This is a genomic window from Janthinobacterium sp. NFX145 (assembly GCF_049810325.1).
Lineage (GTDB): Bacteria > Pseudomonadota > Gammaproteobacteria > Burkholderiales > Burkholderiaceae_D > Janthinobacterium > Janthinobacterium rivuli.
Genome location: NZ_CP187360.1, coordinates 4,000,335 through 4,019,843, shown reverse-complemented (window position 1 = coordinate 4,019,843; position 19,509 = coordinate 4,000,335). Strand labels below are relative to the sequence as shown.

16 protein-coding genes are annotated in these 19,509 nt (G+C 64.0%); 15 read left to right on the top strand and 1 reads right to left on the bottom strand.

Annotated elements, in window-relative coordinates; genetic code table 11:
* Positions 1–297: 297 nt before the first annotated feature.
* The 15 genes from aspT (ACPJXG_RS17925) to ACPJXG_RS17855 all read left to right on the top strand — a co-directional run bounded on the left by aspT (ACPJXG_RS17925) (position 298) and on the right by ACPJXG_RS17855 (position 18,866).
* On the top strand, positions 298–1,980 hold the full coding sequence (gene aspT / locus ACPJXG_RS17925; protein ID WP_425251882.1) for an aspartate-alanine antiporter: 1,683 nt from the start codon (positions 298–300) through the stop codon (positions 1,978–1,980).
* 56 nt (positions 1,981–2,036) lie between these two features.
* Positions 2,037–3,725, top strand: coding sequence for an aspartate-alanine antiporter (aspT, locus tag ACPJXG_RS17920; RefSeq protein ID WP_425251881.1), 1,689 nt, complete (start codon positions 2,037–2,039; stop codon positions 3,723–3,725).
* A gap of 46 nt (positions 3,726–3,771) precedes the next feature.
* Positions 3,772–5,376, top strand: a complete 1,605-nt coding sequence (locus tag ACPJXG_RS17915; protein WP_425251880.1) for a bifunctional aspartate transaminase/aspartate 4-decarboxylase — start codon at positions 3,772–3,774, stop codon at positions 5,374–5,376.
* 177 nt (positions 5,377–5,553) lie between these two features.
* Positions 5,554–6,963 carry a TolC family protein gene (locus ACPJXG_RS17910; protein WP_425251879.1) on the top strand — a complete coding sequence of 470 codons (1,410 nt, stop codon included), beginning with the start codon at positions 5,554–5,556 and terminating at the stop codon, positions 6,961–6,963.
* Positions 6,964–6,965: 2 nt separating this feature from the next.
* A complete protein-coding gene (locus ACPJXG_RS17905) occupies positions 6,966–7,940 on the top strand; it encodes an HlyD family secretion protein (RefSeq protein ID WP_425251878.1) in 975 nt (324 codons plus the stop codon).
* Positions 7,941–7,946: 6 nt separating this feature from the next.
* On the top strand, positions 7,947–9,128 hold the full coding sequence (locus ACPJXG_RS17900; protein WP_425251877.1) for an ABC transporter permease: 1,182 nt from the start codon (positions 7,947–7,949) through the stop codon (positions 9,126–9,128).
* Positions 9,125–10,273, top strand: coding sequence for an ABC transporter permease (locus tag ACPJXG_RS17895; RefSeq protein WP_425251876.1), 1,149 nt, complete (start codon positions 9,125–9,127; stop codon positions 10,271–10,273). The genes ACPJXG_RS17900 and ACPJXG_RS17895 overlap by 4 nt, the downstream gene beginning before the upstream one ends.
* A gap of 2 nt (positions 10,274–10,275) precedes the next feature.
* Positions 10,276–10,794, top strand: coding sequence for a hypothetical protein (locus ACPJXG_RS17890; protein ID WP_425251875.1), 519 nt, complete (start codon positions 10,276–10,278; stop codon positions 10,792–10,794).
* A gap of 281 nt (positions 10,795–11,075) precedes the next feature.
* Entirely contained in the window at positions 11,076–12,653 is a 1,578-nt protein-coding gene (locus tag ACPJXG_RS17885) for an AAA family ATPase (RefSeq protein ID WP_402720882.1), read from the top strand.
* Positions 12,650–13,117, top strand: a complete 468-nt coding sequence (locus tag ACPJXG_RS17880) for a hypothetical protein (protein WP_425251874.1) — start codon at positions 12,650–12,652, stop codon at positions 13,115–13,117. The genes ACPJXG_RS17885 and ACPJXG_RS17880 overlap by 4 nt, the downstream gene beginning before the upstream one ends.
* Positions 13,118–13,126: 9 nt before the next feature.
* The gene (locus ACPJXG_RS17875) at positions 13,127–14,098 is read left to right on the top strand and encodes a hypothetical protein (RefSeq protein ID WP_425251873.1); all 972 of its coding nucleotides are present in this window, start codon (positions 13,127–13,129) and stop codon (positions 14,096–14,098) included.
* The gene (locus ACPJXG_RS17870; protein WP_425251872.1) at positions 14,095–15,858 is read left to right on the top strand and encodes a vWA domain-containing protein; all 1,764 of its coding nucleotides are present in this window, start codon (positions 14,095–14,097) and stop codon (positions 15,856–15,858) included. Before ACPJXG_RS17875 ends, ACPJXG_RS17870 begins: the two co-directional genes overlap by 4 nt.
* Position 15,859: 1 nt before the next feature.
* Positions 15,860–16,453, top strand: coding sequence for a hypothetical protein (locus tag ACPJXG_RS17865; RefSeq protein ID WP_425251871.1), 594 nt, complete (start codon positions 15,860–15,862; stop codon positions 16,451–16,453).
* On the top strand, positions 16,450–17,829 hold the full coding sequence (locus ACPJXG_RS17860; RefSeq protein ID WP_425251870.1) for a capsule biosynthesis protein CapK: 1,380 nt from the start codon (positions 16,450–16,452) through the stop codon (positions 17,827–17,829). The genes ACPJXG_RS17865 and ACPJXG_RS17860 overlap by 4 nt, the downstream gene beginning before the upstream one ends.
* Positions 17,826–18,866 carry an AAA family ATPase gene (locus ACPJXG_RS17855; protein ID WP_425251869.1) on the top strand — a complete coding sequence of 347 codons (1,041 nt, stop codon included), beginning with the start codon at positions 17,826–17,828 and terminating at the stop codon, positions 18,864–18,866. The genes ACPJXG_RS17860 and ACPJXG_RS17855 overlap by 4 nt, the downstream gene beginning before the upstream one ends.
* Before the next feature lie 66 nt (positions 18,867–18,932).
* Here ACPJXG_RS17855 and ACPJXG_RS17850 read toward each other — a convergent pair whose 3' ends face one another.
* Entirely contained in the window at positions 18,933–19,490 is a 558-nt protein-coding gene (locus ACPJXG_RS17850) for a TetR/AcrR family transcriptional regulator (RefSeq protein WP_099402474.1), read from the bottom strand.
* Positions 19,491–19,509 lie beyond the last annotated feature (19 nt).

Genomic DNA, 19,509 nt, shown 5'->3' with positions numbered 1-19,509 from the left:
TTTGGTATCGTCCAAAACATTACTAATGGTTTTATTGATCAGTGTCAAACAGACGCTTCAATCGTGCGCACGATGTTTGATAAAACGCAAGACGAGTTCAACAGAACACCTGTTGACACTTATAAAATTTTCACCGAACATAATTCCACGTTGCAACATTTTGCAAGACTCTCCCAGCACAAGCGTTTACCGCAGGTGTCGTGCGGGACCCGTGCGCCCGTTCGAAAGCCAGCCGCCGCCAGCCGCCGAACGCTCTGTCCCCTTGTAACCATCCGTTATCTTTTCGAAGGTTTGCCCATGTTCGATTCGATCACGTCGGTATTGCATCAAGTGCCGGAACTGGCCCTGTTTTTGGCGCTGGCGCTGGGCTATGCGGTAGGGCAGATACGCTTCGGCCCCATCCAGCTGGGCGGCGTGTGTGGCACCCTGATCGCCGCGCTGCTGATCGGCCAGTTGGGCATCACCCTGGACGCCAGCGTCAAGAACGTCTTCTTCATGCTGTTCATCTTTGCCCTCGGCTATGCGGGCGGTCCCCAGTTCTTTGCCAACCTCAACGCCAAGGGCTTGCGCCTGGGTTTGCTGTGCCTGATCGAAGTGGTGGTGGTGCTGGCGCTGGTGCTGCTGGCCACGCGTTTCCTCGGCCTGGACCAGGGCACGGCGGCCGGCATGATGGCGGGCGCGGCGACGGAATCGGCCGTCGTCGGCACAGCCACGGACGCCATCTCGAAGCTGGCGCTGCCGGCCGCCCGCATCGCCGAATTGCAAGCCAACGTGGTCACCGCGTATTCCATCACGTATATCTTCGGCCTGATCGCCATCGTCATCGCCACCAGCCAGATTTTTCCGCTCCTGCTGCGCGTCAACCTGCGCGAGGAAGCCGACAAGTTGTGGGAAAAGATGGGCGGCGCGCAGACCGATGGCGATGGCGTGCAGGCGACGCCGGACATGGTGGGCCGCGCCTACCGCATCAGCCGCGGCGCGGGACGCCGTCTCGACGCCTTGCAGCATATTTTTGCGGGCCGCGCCAGCATCACGCGTGTGCGCCGGCACGGCAAGGTATTGCCTTTGGAACCGGAACTGCGCCTGCGCAACAACGACGAAGTGCTGGTCATCGGCCACCGTCCCGCGCTGGTGGCGGCCGAAGCCATCCTGGGAGAGGAATTTGCCGACACGACGGGCTTGAACATGGCCGTCTCGGCCGTCGAAGTGGTGCTGCAACAAGCTTCGCTGGTGGGCCAGCCCTTGCGCCAGCTGGCCTTGCCTTCGGGCGTGCACGTGGCGGCCGTCGTCCGTGGCGAGCACAGCATGCCGCCGCTGCCTGACCTGACACTGCAGCGCGACGACGTGCTGCGCCTGTACGGCACGACGGAAGGGCGCGAGCTGAACACGGCGCTGGCCGCCATCGGCAAGCGCGTGCCCACGGGCGACCGCAGCAATATCGTCTACGCCAGCATCGGCATCGTGCTGGGCGTGTATATCGGCGGCTTCAGTGCCAAGCTGGGCGGCATCCCGTTTTCGCTGGGCACGGGTGGCGGCGCTTTGCTGACGGGCCTCGTGTTCGGCTGGTACCAGGCGAGAAAACCGGGCATGCCGGGCATCCACCCGAGCGCGCTCGACATGATGAAAGATATCGGCCTGGCCACCTTCATCGCCTGCGTGGGCCTGGCGTCGGGGCCGCAGGCGATCGATCTGATCCGCCAGTACGGTCTGTCGCTGCCGCTGATGGGCGTGTTGATCGCCGTCGTCCCCGCCTCGCTGTCCCTGGTGGTGGGGCACTTTTTCCTCAAGCTGGAAGCGCCCGTGCTGCTGGGCGCCATCGCCGGGCAGCAGTGCAGCACGCCGGCCCTGTCCGCCGTGCAGAACGCGGCCGGCAACTCCACGCCCTTGCTGGGCTACACGATCACGTATGCGATCTCGAACGTGGTGCTGCCCCTGCTGGGGCCGCTCATCGTGGCCCTGGCCGGGTCGGTGCACGCATAAGTAATCAGCAAGAGCACAAGTAGTAAAGAATTCCTTCAACACGAAAGGCGGTCCGCATGGAATGGTTGCATGAGTTATTCAAGAAGTCGCCTGAAATTGCCTTGTTTCTCTCCCTGGCAGCGGGTTATTACATCGGCAAGATCAAGTTCGGCTCGTTTCAGCTGGGCGGGGTAGCCGGTTCACTGCTGGTGGCGGTACTCGTCAGCCAGGTAGGCGTCGCCATCGATCCTGGCGTCAAGTCGGTGCTGTTCGCCCTGTTCATTTACGCGGTCGGCTATGAAAGCGGGCCGCAATTCTTCAATTCCCTGGGGCGCCAGTCGGTGCGCGAAATCATCCTGGCCGTCGTGCTGGCCGTGACGTCGCTGCTGACGGTGGTCATCCTGGCCAGGCTCTTTGGCCTGGACAAGGGCCTGGCGGCCGGCGTGGCGGCGGGCGGCTTGACGCAGTCGGCCATCATCGGCACGGCCGGCGACGCGATCACCAAGCTGGGCCTGGCGGCCGAGGAAGTGGCGCGCCTGCAGGGCAACGTGGCCGTCGGCTATGCCGTCACGTATGTGTTCGGCTCGTTTGGCGCCATCATCGTCTGCGTCAACATCTTGCCAAAGCTCATGGGACGCACCATCCGCGAAGACGCGATCAAGGCGGAAACGGCGCTGCAGGCAGGCGTGCAGGTGCTGGGGCCGGGCCAGACGCCGGCCGCGCCCGACCTGATCGGCCGCATCTACGATGTGGGCCCGGGCGCAGGACGCTCCGTGGAGGAGATCGAAAGCGCGCATCCGAACACGGCGATTACCATCGAGCGCGTGAAACGCAATGGCCAGATCATCGACGTCAGCCCCGACCTGGTGCTGGCGGCCGACGATATCGTGCTGCTGGTGGGCCGGCGCGAAGCCATGCTCAGCGTGTCTTCCCAGCTGGGCAAGGAATTGCTGGCCGTCGAAGGCATGGAACTGGTGATGCAGCGCCGCGATATGGTGCTGACCAACAAGGCTTACCACAACAAGACGGTGGGCGAGATCCGCAGCGCCACGGCGCCGGGCGTGCGTCACGGCATCTTTGTCGTGCAACTGAGCAGCATGGGCAAGATCCTGCCGATGCAGGCGGAAACCATCGTGCAGACGGGCGACGTGGTGACCATCTACGGCGCCGAGCAGGACGTCAAGCGCGTGGCGGCCGAAGTGGGCTACATGATCGTGCCAAGCGCCAAGACGGATTTTGTTTACATGGGCGCCGGCCTCGTCGTCGGTTTGCTGGTGGGCTTGCTGGTGGCGCGCATCGGCTCGATTCCGCTGACCCTGGGCAGCGGCGGCGGCGTTCTGCTGTCGGGTCTGGTATTCGGCTGGTTCCGGGCCAAGCGCCAGACCTTCGGCTACATGCCTAGCGGCGCCGTGCAAATCTTGAAAGACCTGGGCCTGGCCGGCTTCGTTGCCGTCGTCGGCCTCACGTCCGGCCTGCAAGCCGTGCAAACCGTGCGCGAACACGGCCTGACCCTGTTTGGCGTGGGCGTGGTGGTGACCATTCTGCCGATGATTTTGACCATGCTGATCGGCCGTTACATCTTGCGTTATGACAACGTGGCCGTGTTTGCGGGCGCCTTGTCCGGCTCGCGCAGCGCCAATCCCGCGTTCGGCGAAGTGTTGAACGCGGCGCAAAACTCGATTCCCACCGTACCGTTTGCCATCACGTATGCCTTGGCCAACGTTTTCCTGACCTTGCTGGGGCCGCTGATCGTGGCCTTCGTCTGAGTCTGCAAGAACCCTGCACATTGTCTGTCTATAAGGAGTAGCAAAAATGGATTTCAGTAACCCAAGCAAACTCGCCCTGTTGAGCCCCTTCGAATTGAAGGATGCGCTGATCCAGACGGCCAAACAAAGCAACCGTTTGATGCTCAATGCGGGCCGCGGCAACCCGAATTTCTTGGCGACCACGCCGCGCCACGGTTTCTTCCAGTTCGGCCAGTTCGCCATGACGGAAGCGGAACGTTCCTATGTGTACATGGACGACGTGGGTGGTTTCCCCACGCGCGACGGCATCGAGGCGCGCTTTGAAATCTTCGTGCGTAAACACGAAGGCAACCCCGGCGTGCATTTCATCGAGGCGGCCGTGTCGTACGTGCGCGACCAGCTGGGCTTGAGCGCGGGCGATTTCCTCTACGAGATGTGCGAAGCCATCCTTGGCTGCAACTATCCCGTGCCGGACCGCATGCTGCGCCTGTCCGAGAAAATCGTCGGCCAGTATATCCACCGCGAAATGATCGGCAAGCACCCGTTCGTCGGCAACTTCGACATGTACGCCGTCGAAGGCGGCACTGCCGCCATGACGTATCTGTTTGCCAGCCTGAAATCGAACCACATCATCCAGGAAGGCGACACGATCGCCCTGGGCATGCCGATCTTCACGCCCTACATTGAAATTCCCCAGCTGAACGATTACAAGCTGAACACCGTGCACATCGATGCGCCGCAATCGAACAACTGGCAATTCACCAAGAAGGAGCTGGACAAGCTGCTCGACCCCAAAGTCAAAGCTTTCTTCCTCGTCAACCCCAGCAATCCGCCATCCGTCAAGATCGATGACGAAACCCTGGAATACATCGCCAAGATCATCAAGAAGCGCCCGGACCTGATCATTTTGACCGATGACGTGTATGGCACTTTTGCCGACAATTTCGTTTCGCTGTTCGCCATTTGCCCGTTCAATACCATCCTCGTGTACTCGTTCTCGAAATATTTCGGCGCGACGGGCTGGCGCATGGGCGTGGTGGCCACGCATGAAGACAATGTGCTTGACGCCAAGATTGCCAAGTTGCCGGAAACCATCAAGAAGCAGCTCGATGCGCGCTACCACTCGATCACGACGGAGCCGCGCGAGCTGAAATTCATCGACCGCCTGGTGGCCGACAGCCGCACGGTGGCGCTGAACCACACGGCCGGCTTGTCCACCCCCGTGCAGGCGCAGATGACCTTGTTCTCCCTGTTCTCGCTGATGGATGAAGAGCAAAAGTACAAGCAGTCGATGAAGCGCATCGTGCTGCGCCGCAAGGAAGCGCTGTATCGCGAACTGGGCTTGCCAATGGTGCACGACGCCAATTCCGTGCGCTACTACCATTTGCTGGACATGGAATCGCTGGCCGCGCAGATGCATGGCGTGGAGTTTTCGCAGTGGCTGCTGAAAAAGCTGAAACCGAACGAAGCCCTGTTCCGCCTGGCCGAGGAGACGGGCGTCATCCTGTTGCCGGGCCGCGGCTTCGGCACCACGCACCCGTCCGGCCGCGTGTCGCTGGCCAACCTGAACGAATACGACTACGCCAACATCGGCCGCGCCATCCGCAACATGGCGTCCGAGTTCTTTGCCGTGTTTGAAAAGGAGAAGGGCGGCAAGAAGGCCAAGAAATAACTGGCTTGGCAGAGGTTTGACCGCAACGGGCGCCCCGCAAGAGGCGCCCGTTTTTTTGTTTTAGTTCCAGTAACCAATAGTGCAGGCTGGAATGGACATCCGTGGATATAATTGCTATTGCGAAAGTATAAACATGGCAACCCCGTGCTTTCCCCTCATTCATTGACTGGACGCTACATGGGCAGATTGCAAGGACACTTATCATTATTGCTGGCGGGCGCGCTGGGCGCGGCCATGCCCGCCCAGGCGGAACCGCTGACCTTTAACGAAGCGCTGCAGCAAGCGGCCAGGGCTTCGGGCGCCGTGCAGGGCGCCGCGCTCGACGTGCGGGCCAAAACACTGAAGGCCGAAGCCTTGTCGAATATCGATGGTCCTTCCGTGGACTTGACGGCGTTTCGCGGCCGGTTGTCGACGGATTTGAGTATCGATACGAGCGGCCTGGCCGGCGTGGTGGGCGGCATCGAATCCGCGCTGCCGGCGATTCCCGGCTTGCCCACGCCGCACATTCCCAATTCCCTGAACCGCGAAGTGGTGACGGATTTGACGTCGTTCGGCTTGCTGGGCATGTGGCCCATCTACACGGGCGGGCGCCTGGATGCCGTCAAGGGACTCGCATCGAGCCTGACTCTGGCCGCGCAAGCCGAGCGCACGGAAGCGGAAGAGCAGCTGGCCACCCTGGTGGCGCAGCGCTACTTCCAGTTGCTGCTGGCCAAAAGAGTGGTGGCCGTGCGGTCCGAAGTGACGGCCGGCGTGACGCAGCACCAGCGCGACGCGGCCAGGCTGGAAAAGGGCGGCCTGATTTCGCGCGCGGAACGCCTGCGCGCCGACGTGGCCCTGGACAGCGCCCGCAGCGACGAGGCGCAGGCGCGCAGCGACGAGGAAATCGCCCAGGTGGCGCTTGATCGCTTGCTTGCCGTCAACACGCAAGTGCTGCCCAGCACGCCGCTGTTCGTCAACAGCTTGCCGGTCGGTACTTTGCAATCGTTCATCAGCACGGGCATGCGCGAAAACGCGAACTGGAAAAAGATCGACAGCAAGCGTGTGCAGGCCGAGCAAGCCTTGAAGCTGCACGGCAAGGAATACGCGCCCACCGTCTTTGCCATCGGTAATTACAATTTGAACCGCGGCAATGAAAAGCTCGTGCGCTCGAACTGGGCCATCGGCCTGGTCGTGTCCGTACCGCTCGTGCACCGCATCAATACGGGCAAGATGATCGCCGCCGCCAAGCTGGACCAGGAGCGGGTGGAAGTGGTGGCGCGCCAGGCCGAGCGCGACATTCCCACCCTGATCGAAAAGAACTGGCGCGCGCTGGAAAACGCCCGCATCCAGTACCTGTCCACGGCGTCGTCGGTGGAGCTGGCGCGCGAAAATATCCGCTTGCAAACGGTGGCTTTCCAGCAAGGGCAAGTGACGTCGCTGGAAGTGGTCGACGCGCGTCTGAACCTGGCCAAGGTCGAGACCCAGCGGGCGCAGACGGCCTATAACTATGTGATGGGGCTGGCGCAATTGCTGGAAGCGACGGGCGAAACGCAGCGCCTGGGCAGCCTGGCCGCCGCGGCCGATATCCAATTGCCTGTGGACAAATAATAATGAGTACCTCCAAAAAACCGTTGGCCATAGTCGCCGCTGTCATCGTGCTGGCCTTCGTCGGCTGGGGCCTGTACCAGGCGTTCCAGCCGCAGCGTCTGCCTTTGCAGGGGCAGATGGATGCGCAGGAAGTCAATGTCTCGTCGAAAGTGCCGGGTCGGGTGGGCGAGCTGTACGTCAAACTGGGCCAGACGGTGCCGAAAGGTGAGCTGCTGTTCCAGCTGACGAGTCCGGAAGTGGATGCGAAGATCGCGCAGGCGACGGCCGCCACGCAAGCGGCCGAGGCCGTGGCGCAAAAGGCGCAAGCGGGAGCGCGTCCGGAAGAAGTCGCCGCCGCCAAAGCCAACTGGGAGCGGGCGCAAACGGGCGCCACCATCGCCAAAACCACGTACACCCGCGTCAACAATATGTACGAACAAGGCGTGATCGCCCAGCAGAAACGCGACGAGGTGCAAGCGCAATGGCGCGCCGCCGACCAGCTGGCGCAGGCGGCCCGCGCGCAATATGACATGGCGCAAAAGGGCGCTCGTCAGGAAGACAAGACGGCCGCCGCCGCCCAGGCGCGCCAGGTGGGGGCCGTGCTGACGGAAGCGCAGATCGCTCTGGCGGAAACGAAGATCGCCGCGCCCGTGGCGGGCCAGGTCAGCAAGATCCAGATACAGCCCGGTGAACTGGCGCCGCAAGGCTTTCCCGTAATCACCTTGGTGAACCTCGATGACGCCTGGGCCGTGCTGCAGGTGCGCGAAGATGAAATGGCCGCGTTTGCCATGGGCAGCACGCATACGGCCAATGTGCCGGCGCTGAAACAGCAGCTGAGCTTCAAGGTCAGTTCGGTCGCCGTGCTGCCGGACTTCGCCACGTGGCGCGCGGCCCGTCCGGGCGGCACGGATTTGCGCACGTTTGAAATCCGCTTGCGTCCCGCCATCAAGGTCGAGGGCTTGCGCCCGGGCATGTCGGTCGTGTTTCCACCGCTCTGATACGAGATGAACGAAGCGGATAAAGAGCTGGTTTCGGCGCTGGCACGCGAGTGGCGGCGCTTGCGCGGCGACTTCTGGGACTTTGGCATGCTCAGCTGGATTCCGGTTGTGCTGTGCGGCATGTTGTGGCTGGTGTTTTCCGCCGGCATCGCGCGCGACTTGCCCATCGTCGTCATCGATAACGACAACTCCACCCTGTCGCGCCAGCTGACGCGCTGGCTCGACGCGTCGCCCGGCATCAAGGTGGCGGCGAAAGTGGCGTCCAGCGACGCAGCCTTGCATCGCTTGCGCGAACGCACGGCATTCGGCTACCTGCTGATCCCCGACGATTTCGAGCAGAAACTGCTGGGCGGACGCCAAGCCACCGTGCAATGGCTGTACAACGCGCAGTTTTCCTCGCACGCGGGCGCCTTGCTGCGCGACGTGCGCACGGTCAGCACGACCTTGTCGGCCGGCATCGAGATGACGGCGCGCGTGAAAAAAGGCATGTCGGGCGTGCAGGCGGCGGCCCAGTTCGAACCGATACGCACGACACTGAACAGTCTATACAATGAAAACATCAGCTATGAAGCGTTCTTGACGTTGGCCCTGATGCCGGCCATGCTGCAGATCTTCATCGTCGTCGCCGTCGTCACGTCCATCGGACGCGAGTTGCGCGACGGAACGGTGCCGCAATGGCTGGCCTCGGCCCATGGCAGCTGGCTGCGCGCCGTCGGCGCCAAGCTGCTGTTCCCCCTCGTCGCCTATTGCGCGCTGGCGCTGTTGTACTTGCTGTTCTTCAGCCTGGCGCGAGGCTGGGCCGTGGCGGGCAGCTTGCCGGCCTTGCTGTTGAGCATGCTGCTGCTGGTGCTCGCGTATTGCGGCCTGGCCACCTTGCTGATCGCCGCCACTCTTTCCCTGCGGCTGGCCCTGTCGGGCGCGGCCTTCATCACGGCGCCGGCCTTCGCGTTTGCGGGCCAGGCCTTTCCCCTGATGGCCATGCCGGCGCCGGCCCGCGCTTGGGCGCAAGCCTTGCCGCTCACGCATTATCTGCAGCTGCAAACGAAATACTGGCTGGCCGGCGCGCCGTGGCGTTATGGCGTACAGGAAATGCTGATACTGGCCGGTATCGCCATCGGCTGCGGCGCCGTGGGCATACTCCTGCTGGCGCGCCGCGCGAATGCGCCTGCCGCCTGGGGACGCGCATGATGTGGCCGGCATTTCTCGCCACCTGGCGCGCCATGCTGACGGACAAGGGCGCGCTGACCTTGCTGTTCATCGGCGGCATCATCTATTCCTTCTTTTATCCGCTGCCGTACTCGACGGAAATCGTCCAGCGCGTGCCCGTGGCCGTCGTCGACCAGGACCGCAGCGCCATGTCGCGCCAGTTGACGCGCTTTGCCATGGCCCATCCATCGCTGCAAGTGATCGCCGTCACGCCGGACTTGCCCGTCGCGCAGGACCTGCTGTGGCGCGACGAAGTCATGGGCGTCTTGATCATTCCCGACGGCTTGCAGACGGACGTGCTGGCCGGACGCGCTGCCCACGCGCAGGTGGCAGGCAATGGCTTGTATCTGATGCTCAACAAGGTGGCCCTGAATGGCCTGGCCGAAGTGGTGGGCACGGTGTCGGCCGGTATCGAATTGAAACGTCTGGGGGCGGGTACGCCATCGACCGTGCAGGCCAACCAGCAGCGCTCGCCCATCGCCTTCGACGCCGTGCCCCTGTTTAACGTCAAGGAAGGCTATGGCGCCTATGTCGTGCCCGGCGTGGCGACCTTGATCGTGCAGCAGACCTTGCTGATCGGCATGACCATGCTGTTCGGCACCTGGTACCAGCGCAAGAGTTTCCCTGTGGCCGGCAAGCGCACGGCGGGTGGTTACATCGGCATGCTGCTGGCGTTTGCCTGCGTGGCGTTCCTCAACTGCTGCTATTTCTTCGGCTTCGTCTTCTGGTTCCAGGATTACCCGCGTGGCGGCAACTTCGGCGGCATGCTCTTGCTGCTGGTGCTGTTTTCGCTGGCGGAAGCGGCCTTCGGCATGTTGCTGGGCATGCTGTTCCGCACGCGCGAACGGGGTACGCAGCTGATGATCGCCACCTCGATGCCCGTGCTGTTCCTCGCGGGCCTGACCTGGCCCGTGTCGTCCATGCCCGTCGTGCTGCAATGGCTGCGCTGGCTGCTGCCATCGACGGCCGGCATCCAGGGCTTTGTCGCGCTCAACCAGATGGGCGCTTCGCTGTATGAAATCCGCCATGAAGTGGCGGGCTTGCTGGCCCTGCTGGTAGCGTGCGTGGCGCTGGGCTGGTGGCGCTGGCGCGCCGAGACGCCAGCGCCCGTCATCAAACAAGGATGAACATGACACCAGAGAAAGCGTTGGAGCCCCAGCTGGCCGTGGCGGAAGAAAGATATGCCATGATTTTGGCATCGATCCAGGCTTTTGCGCAGTTCTGTGACGCACATGGCGACGACGACAATGCCGAATACGACAGACTCGCGGATCAATTGCAGACGCTAACGGGAAAAGATATCTCCCGCTTCAATTTGCGCGAGTGGTGGGAAGAGGAGGGCGCGGAAGTGCTGGCGTTCAGGATCGCCTTGCCCGACCCCGTGAAACTTGACGATGTCAGCAGGATGGACATCGCACACATCGTTGCCAGGATAGGCCGCTTCGAGCTGTCCGAAAAAGACGCAAGCGAACCAGGCTTCCAGCAGATATTCAGCGCTTTTCTTGATGACTACTACCACGCCTGGTTGAAGCTGCACTGCAAGAGCTATAACTACAAGAAAATATTCGGTGCGCACAAGGACAAGGACGGAAAGCGCTTGTGGTTGACCGACGAAGAGAAGGTTGATGCACTCTGGCCGCAACGCTAGCGACGGTATCCATCATGTGTACACCATGCAAGCTTGGCACACCAGGGCGGTGGCGTGCTGTCGTGGTGGGGCAAGGCAGGCTCATGGTCGCTTGGTTCTTTTTCTGCAATGCTGCCAGCAGCAGCCGGTAAAAACCGTCACGCACGGGATCGGGCAGCTTGTCACTGGCGCGCGCGGCTGGCGAACTGAACAATGCTAGCTGGTACTTTATGTAATAATTTTACTTAGGTGAACCCGGCAAATGGCTGGGTTCGAAATTACTGATTTTCTGAAAATTGTCCATGGCTTTCAACCTCTTCCAGCGCCTGTCCCAGGCCCCCACCAAACCCAAGTCCGCGCCCGTTGCGCGGCAGTTCGACGTGGCCGACCTGTACCAGGGCCCCATCGCGCTGGGAGCGGAAGGCGAGACGCAGGCGCGGCCTTTCGATGAAAAGCTGCGCCAGGCGTATTTCTGGATCGTCAACCACGCCATCATCAGTCCCCATTACGATATCGAATACAACGATGGCCCGTCGCAGACGTATTCGGTGGGCGACAGCCGCCGCACCCTGAATCTGCCGTCGGCGCAAAGCTATTCGAGCTTCATTTTGCTGCCGCTGCTGACGTTCGCCACGCGCCGCAAATGTCTGTTCGTCGGCGGACCGGGGCGGGGCAAGACGGCCAGCGCCTTGCTGATGGGCGTGCTGGCCGGTTCCACCGTCAAGGAAGTCAAACGCGCCATGCAGCATGGCCACCCGCAGATGACGGTGGCCGATTTGCTTGGCAATCCGCTGCCCGCCGATCTGGTGAACGCGCAAAGCATGGACGATATCCGCATCGCCTGGCGCGCCTGGCTGGGCATGCGCGTGAAGATCGTCGATGAATACAACCGCATCCCCACGCGCACGCAAAGCGCGCTGCTCACCGTCATGGGCGACAATTACGCGGAAGTGCTGAACCATATTTACGAATGCCCGGAAGCGGCTTGGTATCTGACGGCCAACGACGACCAGGGCGGCGGCACCTACCAGGTGATCGAAGCGCTGCGCGACCGGGTCGACGTGACGGTGCAGGCGCTGGCCTTCAACCCGCGCTTTCTGAACGAGTTGCTGCTGCGCGTGGAAGAAAACGTGCGCCCCGAAGAGCTGGTACCGCCCGATATCATCTTCACGGAAGCGGAAGTGGACCAGATCGGCGAAGCGATCCGCCAGGTGGGTATCCCCGACGCCGTGCGCCGGCGCCTGGAATTCTTCGCCAGCCAGTTCGAGCTGTTCGAGACGGCCGGCGGACAGTTCGAATACATGACCAAGGATACGGCCCGCCTGGCCGGCGCCGACCGGGGGCAGGCGCAGGCGGCCGACAATGGGCGCGACCGCCTGAAGGATCTGGGCTGCCAGACCCTGAACGGCATCTCCGTGCGCACCCTGATGGCGCTGATGATCTACGCCAAGGCCATGGCGTATTTCCGCGGCAATGGCGAGGTGGAGCTGGAAGACTTGCGCCAGGTGCTGCCATTCGTCCTGCATAACAAGCTGCAGCCGGACCCGGACGCGCCATTTTTCGCGCTGCCGGAAAACGCCGCCTACCGCAGCGACAGACTGGGCTGGTTGCGCCGTTTGTTCGATTTGTCGAACGATGAATTCAACCGCCTGGACCTGGACCGCGATGACCCTGTCGGCGTGCTGTCGGCCGAATTCGACCTGGGCCTCGATGGCGTCAGCGAGCGCGAAACCCTGGCGCGTTTGAACCGCATCGAAAAGCTGATCGGCGAACGCACGAAGGGTAGAAAACTGTACGGTCCCCTGTACGACGACCTGTTGAAACTCAAGTACCTGCACCAGCGCTATACGAATTACCGCAGCTGGCTGCGTTCGCAATGAGCGTCCTTCGCTGTCAAGGCTTCCTGGAAGCGCTGGCCCTGCTCAATGGCGAAGCGAGCGATCTGTGCGCGAGCTACGAGTTGCAGCGCTTGCCCGCTGCGCCCGATTTGACCACGGCGCTGGGCTTGCGCGTGGAAGATTACGCCTTGAACGTCATCGCACCCGCGCGCGACTTGCCGGCGCCGCTGTGGCACATCAAGGTGGCGCCGTGCGGGCGCGCGCACCTGGAGCAGGTATGCCAGCGCTGGTTTTTCTCGTCGCAGCACATGCAGGCGGCGCCACCGGGGCACTTCCGCGCACAGCTGGTGGCCGCCTTCCTCGAGTCGCTCGACGACGCGCTCGGTGGATTTTCCCTGCACGCCGTGACGATGACGCCACCAATGTGGTACGCGATCCACTGGGACGAGATCGCGTTCGAGCGTGATGGCGAACGCTATCTGCTGCACTTTTCGCACAGCGACTGAAAGGCTGCGATGATTTCTCCTGCCTTCGCCTCGATACTTGCCAGCGGCCGCGCCCAGTTCAATGCGCGCGCTGTGGAAGCGCGCCGGCGTTTCGCCTCGCTCGACATGGCCGCCTTTGGCGCCTTCTTGCACGACGGCGTCGATCCGCTGGTGCAGGCCGTGGCCGCCGCCGCACCCGAGCGCGTGGGCGGCGTGACCCTGGCCGCCTACGACATGGCCCTGGAACTGGTGGGCCATGGCCTGGCCGGACCGGCCGCGAAAAATCCGTTCTTGAATACCGTGTGGCGCGAACTGGCGCCGCAGTTTGCACCGCTGCTGGCGACGGCGCCCGTGGATGTATTGGGCATGCTCAGCAACGCGGCCATACACCTGGGGAGCGTGGCCGGAGCGCGGCCCGCGCAGTGGCAGGCCGGGATGGCTGCCGTGGCGCCGCAAGTGGGCAGCGTCGTGCAGCTGCGCGCCGTGGGCCAGGTATTGGCGTGGCGCGCCGGCGTCGCGCATTTCCGCCTGGGCGCGCTGGCCGCCGCCGACACCTTGCCGCCCGCGCTGGCGCTGGCCGCCTTTGACGAGCCGGGTGCGCAATGGCCGCAGGTGCATGCGCAGCTCATGGCGAATCCATGGCGCGGCAATGCCGATGGCCGGGAGTTCGGCAGCTTCAGCGGCCTCGGTGGCGCTTTCGGCACGCCGCCGCAAGTGCGCGCGACAAACGATGGTTTTGTCGTGCGCAGCGCCGAGCGCCACTACCTGCTGGTGGCCGACGCCTATGGCGCCGTGCTGCACAGCGCCACGGCGCAGGAGTACGAGCAGGCCAATACCGGCATGCCGCCGTCCGTGCGCCTCGATGGTGCCACCGTGCACGTCGGCGCGCGCAGCATCGCGCTCGACCTGCCGGCCGGCGACATCGCCATCGCCGCGAATGCGCATACGCTGGCCATCACGTCGCCATGGACGCACGCGATCCGCCTGCTGCCGCTCGCATGAAGACGACCGCCGACACCGCGCTGATCGACGCCTGGCGCGCCGCCTGGCCCGAGGCCCTGGCCGTGTGGAGCAAGTTTACGCGCCTGCGCGACCCGAGCCTGTGCGCCAGCCGCGTCGAGGCCAGCAAGCAGGGACTGTCCGGCAGCTTTGCCATGATCCGCTTGCTGGACCAGAGCGTGGTGGTGGATTTGCCGCTGGTGACTGAGCTGGGCCTGGACGACTATGCGCTGGAAGTGCTTGCCCATGAAATCGGCCACCATATCCTCGCGCCGGGCAGCGCCAGCGACCAGTTCCGCCTGCTGGCCCGCATGCGCCGCGCCTTGCCCACCCTGGAGCAGCATGCGCCCATGGTGGCCAACCTGTACACGGACCTGTTCATCAACGACCGCCTGCAGCGCCAGGCGAACCTGCGCATGGCCGACATCTACCGAAAGCTGGAACAGGGACGCTCTGTGGAAGCCAAGTCCAGCGGCGGCGTATGGACCCTGTACATGCGCATCTATGAAAACCTGTGGCAGCTGGAAAAGGGCGAATTGGGAGGCGGCCAGGCCGACGAACGTCTGGACACGGATGCCTGGCTGGGTGCGCGCCTGATCCGCGTCTATGCGAACGACTGGATGCTGGCGGCGGGCCGCTTCGCCACCTTGCTGCTGCCCTATCTGGTGGAAGACACGGACGCGTTGAGCCCGAGCCGCTATCTGCTCGACACGCGCGATGCGGCCCGTGGCTGCCAGACGTATGGCGCGCAGCAGATCGAGGATGACGAGGAGGACGGCGCCATCCATCCCGTGCACGACAAGCGCATCTCGGGCCTAGACGGGGACGAAGCGCCTGCAGAGCCGGCGACCAGGCAGGGCGGCGGCCAGCTGCGCGAACCGTTCGAGCTGGGCGATATTTTAAAGGCGTCGGGCGTGGACCTGAGCGACCATGAAATCGCCATCCGCTATTACCGCGAGCGGGCCTTGCCGCACCTGGTCGCATTTCCCAGCCGTCCCGCACCCGAGTCGCAGGAGCCGCAGATGGAAGGGCTGGAGCCGTGGGAAATCGGCGACCCGCTGGAAGACATCGACTGGCTGCAATCCGTGATGCAATCGCCGCGCCCCGTGCCTGGTGTGACCACCGTGCGCCGCGTGTATGGCCGCGAACCGGCGCGCGCCATCGACGCCGTGCCCGTGGACCTCGACATGTACGTGGACAGTTCCGGTTCCATGCCGAACCCGCAGGCGCACACCTCGTTTTTGACACTGGCTGGCGCCGTCATCGCGCTATCGGCCTTGCGCGCTGGCGCGAAAGTGCAGGTGACCCTGTGGAGCGGCAAGAACGAAGTGATGCAAACGCCCGGTTTCGTGCGCGATGAAGACCTGATCCTGGGTGTGCTGACGGAATTTTTCGGCGGCGGCACCTGTTTCCCCATCCACCGCCTGCGCCAGACCTATGCGGCCAGGCGCGAGCGGCCCGCGCACATTTTGATGATTTCCGATGATGGCATCACCACCATGTTCGACAAGGATGAACTGGGCAACAGCGGCTGGGATATTTCCGCCAAGGCGCTGGCGCAGGGGGGCGCGGGTGGCACCATGGCCCTGAACCTGGAGCGCGACTGGGAGGGCGCGGCCAGCCACACATGGCTGCAGAAAACCTACGACGATTTGAAGCGCGCGCGCCGCGAGCAGGGCTGGGATATCCACGCCGTCGAGCGCTACGAGGACTTGCTGGACTTTGCGCGGGCGTTCAGCCGGCGCCACTATATACAACAATGACATGCATACTCACGGTCCCCACCTCGAAACCCTGACCCACCGCCTGGCCGACACGCCTGTCGAATTCCTCGCCGAGCCCCGCATCGCCGGCGTCGCCAATGCGCAGGCCGTGGCCGTTGCCGCGCTCGTCAGCGATATTTTGCTGCTGCACTGCGCCCGCGCGCCGGCCGCGTCCCTGCAGGGTTTTATCGGCGCGCAGGTGAAGGCGGACCGCAACCGGCTGGCTCTGGCCATGATCGTGTGCTGGCTGCTGGCCGACGAGTGGTTCATCGGGCAGCAGTTGCCGCAGCACGATTTGTTGCAGTTGCTGGGCGAGGCGGCGCGCGAACTGGCCGCTGCCACGCCGGCCCACCAGTTCACGCAAGACCCCGAACGGCGCGAGGAACTGGCGCGCATCGTGCTGGCGCGCCTGGGCTTTCGGCCCCGCGACGAAAGCGTGGCGCAGGCCACGGACCGCTTGTCCGCCATCAGCGGCACGGAACGCCGCCGCCTGCTCGAAGCGAGCCGCTTGGCCGAGCAGCGCGCGCGTGAAATCCGCGAGGCGCTGGCAAAAAAGGCGGCCGAGGAATCGGCCGACAAGTGGTCGCGCGAATGACGCTCGCTGGCAAACCTGACGTCAATCTGCCGGGTGGCGCCTGGGAATCGGACCACGAGTACTGTCCCACCCTGACACAGGCGGGTGCGCGCATGCTGGAAAAACTGCGCAGCCATCCGGCGGCGCCCGTCTACCGCAACCGCAGCGGCAACAAGCTGCTGGCCGCGGAAGTGGAAGCGCTGCGCGCCTACGAGCAGGAAGTCATGCAGGCGGAGATAGGCTGGAGCACAGACGCGCCGCCGCCCTGGCTGACCGGTTTTCTCAGGACGGCCTACGCCACGGTGCCGCATTACCGCGCCTGCGGCTCGCCGCCAGCGCGCTTGCAGGACGTGGCGCCTATCAGCCGCGCCGAACTGGCGCACGACATCGCCGCCTTCGTGCCCGATGATGCGGACCTGGACCGCATGATCAATTTCCAGACGACGGGCACCACGGGACACCCGCTGCTGATCGCCTCGCACCCGCTGGTGGCGGGCCGTTACCTGGCCTTCCACAAGCGCGCGCTGCGCCGTTTCGGCGTGACTCTGCGCCATGGCGCGGGCCAGGTGGGCGTGATGCTGCTGGGGCACCAGCGCCGCTGCTTCACCTATGTCTCCGTCACGCCGACGATGCATGAATCGGGTCTGGCCAAGATCAACCTGCACCTGGACGACTGGCGCGACCCGGAGGACCGCGCGCGCTACCTGGATGCCATGGCGCCCGAGCTGATCGCGGGCGACCCCATCTCGTTTGCCGAGTTGCTGACCTTGCCCATGGCGCACAAGCCGGCCGCGCTGATGTCCGTCTCGATGATGCTGTTGCCGGGCATGCGCGCGCGCCTCGAAGCGCGCTTCGGTTGCCCCGTGCTCGACATCTATTCGCTCAATGAAGTGGGGCCCGTTGCCGTCTACGATGAACGGGCGGGCGGCCACGTGCTGCTGCAGCACCGTCTGTATGTGGAAATTCTCGATGGCGCGGGCCAGCCCGTGCCCGATGGCGCGCGCGGCGAGATCACCGTGACGGGCGGCTTCAATTTCTGCCTGCCCCTGGTGCGCTACCGCACGGGCGATTACGCCTCGCTGGCGCATGGCCCGCATGGTCCCGTGCTGGTGGGGCTGGCCGGCCGCAGCCCCTTGCGCTATCGCACGGTCAAGGGCGAGTGGATCAACAATATCGACATCACGCACGCCCTGAAACCGCTGGCCATCGCCCTGTTCGGCGTGCACCAGCACGGCGACGGCGCCATCGCGCTGCGTCTGGCGCCGGGCGCCATGCCGCAGGCCGACCAGGCGCGCGCCTTGCTCGCGCCTTTTTTCGGCGCCATCACGGTCGAGACTTTGCTGGCGGAAGACAAGATCATTCAATACACCTCGGATTTGCAGGAAGCAGTGGCATGAACCTATATAAACGCGGTCTCGTGGTCGGCAAATTTTGCCCGCTGCACCAGGGCCACGAACTGTTGATCAACCGTGCGCAAGACGCCAGCGAAGAACTGCTGGTGGTTAGCTACACCAAGCCTGAATTTCCCGGCTGCGAGTCGGCGCGCCGTGAACGCTGGCTGCGCGCGCAGTTCCCGCAGGCGCAGATCGTGGTGCTGGACGATGCGCGCCTGGCCGCCCTGTGCGCCGCGCGCGGCGTGCCGGCGCGCGCGCTGCCGCACAACGACGACGATGGCGAGCTGCATCGCCACTTCATGGGCTGGCTGTGCTGGACGGTGCTGGAGCGGCCCGTCGATGCCGTCTTTACCAGCGAAGACTATGGCCCCGGCTTTGCGCAGGTGCTGGAACGGCACTATGCGAGCGGGCCGGTGGCGCACGTGAGTGTGGACCAGGCGAGAACGTTGGTGCCCGTGTCCGGTACCGTGGCGCGGCAAGACCCGCATGCGCACGGCGCCTTCCTGTCGCCCATCGTGCGCGCCGATTTTGTCGCGCGCGTGTGCGTGCTCGGCGGCGAATCGAGCGGCAAGACGACCCTGGCGGCCGCGCTGGCGGCGCATTTCGAGACGGCCTGGGTGGCTGAATATGGGCGCGAACTGTGGGAAAGCCAGGATGGGATTTTGGTTTATGACGATCTGCTCAAGATCGGCCGGGAGCAGCTGCGCCGCGAAGCGCAGGCGCTGTTGGCGGCGCGGCGCTGGCTGTTTTGCGACACCTCGCCCATGACCACGTATTTTTACTGCGTCGAGATGTTCGGCAAGGCCGAGCAGGAACTGGCGCGGCTGGCCGAACACGGCTACGACCTGGTGCTGCTGTGCGCCCCCGACTTCCCGTTCATCCAGGATGGCACGCGCCGGGACGAGGATTTCCGCGCGCGCCAGCATGCGTGGTATCAGGACGAGCTGGCGCGGCGGGGCATTGCCTATGTCAATGTGTCAGGCACGGTTGCAGACAGGGTCGGACAAGTTGCCCAGTTGTTGGCGCGTAGGTCGGATTAGCGGAGCGTAATCCGACATCATTGTTGGCGTGCCATGTCGGATTACGCGCTCGCGCGCTAATCCGACCTACGCCGCGAATGCGGTCTTAACCGCTGCCAGAATCTCATCCGAAAACGCTTCATCGTCGACGGCGCGCGCCAGCGCCACGGCGCCCACCATGGCCGATAGCATGACGATGGCGTCCTGGCGCGCGTTGCGCTTTTTCTGCCACGGAAAATGCACTGCCAGCTTGCCGATGATGGCTTTCAGGTGGAAGGTGAAGGCAGGGCGCACGGCCGGTTGCTTGCGCGCGTCGCCGGCCAGCGCCGCCAGCAGACAGCCATCGCCCGGCGCATCACGGTGGGCCGTGCTCACGTAATCGCGCACGTACTGGCGCATCGTTTCCGGGCTGATGGTCGCCGCATCGAGCGCCACGCGCGAATGTTCCGAGCCGTGCAGGGTGCTTTCCGCCATCAGCGCTTCCTTCGAGGCGAAATGGTTGTAGAAGGGGCCGTGCGTGAGTCCCGTCGCCTGCATGATCTGCCCCACGCTGACGCCGTCGTAACCTTTTTCACGGAACAGCCGCGCCGCCTGCTTCAGGATGCGCTGGTGCTTTTCGGCGGTTTCTTCGGCGGGATAACGCATGACAGGCTCTTGATCGCGG

Excerpts from the sequence above, each read along its gene's own strand:
- aspT (WP_425251881.1), top strand. The coding sequence starts at position 2,037 with ATGGAATGGTTGCATGAGTTATTCAAGAAGTCGCCTGAAATTGCCTTG.
- ACPJXG_RS17890 (WP_425251875.1), top strand. The coding sequence starts at position 10,276 with ATGACACCAGAGAAAGCGTTGGAGCCCCAGCTGGCCGTGGCGGAAGAA.
- ACPJXG_RS17895 (WP_425251876.1), top strand. The coding sequence starts at position 9,125 with ATGATGTGGCCGGCATTTCTCGCCACCTGGCGCGCCATGCTGACGGAC.
- ACPJXG_RS17885 (WP_402720882.1), top strand. The coding sequence starts at position 11,076 with ATGGCTTTCAACCTCTTCCAGCGCCTGTCCCAGGCCCCCACCAAACCC.
- ACPJXG_RS17850 (WP_099402474.1), bottom strand. The coding sequence starts at position 19,490 with ATGCGTTATCCCGCCGAAGAAACCGCCGAAAAGCACCAGCGCATCCTG.
- ACPJXG_RS17855 (WP_425251869.1), top strand. The coding sequence starts at position 17,826 with ATGAACCTATATAAACGCGGTCTCGTGGTCGGCAAATTTTGCCCGCTG.
- ACPJXG_RS17860 (WP_425251870.1), top strand. The coding sequence starts at position 16,450 with ATGACGCTCGCTGGCAAACCTGACGTCAATCTGCCGGGTGGCGCCTGG.
- ACPJXG_RS17905 (WP_425251878.1), top strand. The coding sequence starts at position 6,966 with ATGAGTACCTCCAAAAAACCGTTGGCCATAGTCGCCGCTGTCATCGTG.
- ACPJXG_RS17900 (WP_425251877.1), top strand. The coding sequence starts at position 7,947 with ATGAACGAAGCGGATAAAGAGCTGGTTTCGGCGCTGGCACGCGAGTGG.
- aspT (WP_425251882.1), top strand. The coding sequence starts at position 298 with ATGTTCGATTCGATCACGTCGGTATTGCATCAAGTGCCGGAACTGGCC.
- ACPJXG_RS17910 (WP_425251879.1), top strand. The coding sequence starts at position 5,554 with ATGGGCAGATTGCAAGGACACTTATCATTATTGCTGGCGGGCGCGCTG.
- ACPJXG_RS17870 (WP_425251872.1), top strand. The coding sequence starts at position 14,095 with ATGAAGACGACCGCCGACACCGCGCTGATCGACGCCTGGCGCGCCGCC.
- ACPJXG_RS17865 (WP_425251871.1), top strand. The coding sequence starts at position 15,860 with ATGCATACTCACGGTCCCCACCTCGAAACCCTGACCCACCGCCTGGCC.
- ACPJXG_RS17880 (WP_425251874.1), top strand. The coding sequence starts at position 12,650 with ATGAGCGTCCTTCGCTGTCAAGGCTTCCTGGAAGCGCTGGCCCTGCTC.
- ACPJXG_RS17915 (WP_425251880.1), top strand. The coding sequence starts at position 3,772 with ATGGATTTCAGTAACCCAAGCAAACTCGCCCTGTTGAGCCCCTTCGAA.
- ACPJXG_RS17875 (WP_425251873.1), top strand. The coding sequence starts at position 13,127 with ATGATTTCTCCTGCCTTCGCCTCGATACTTGCCAGCGGCCGCGCCCAG.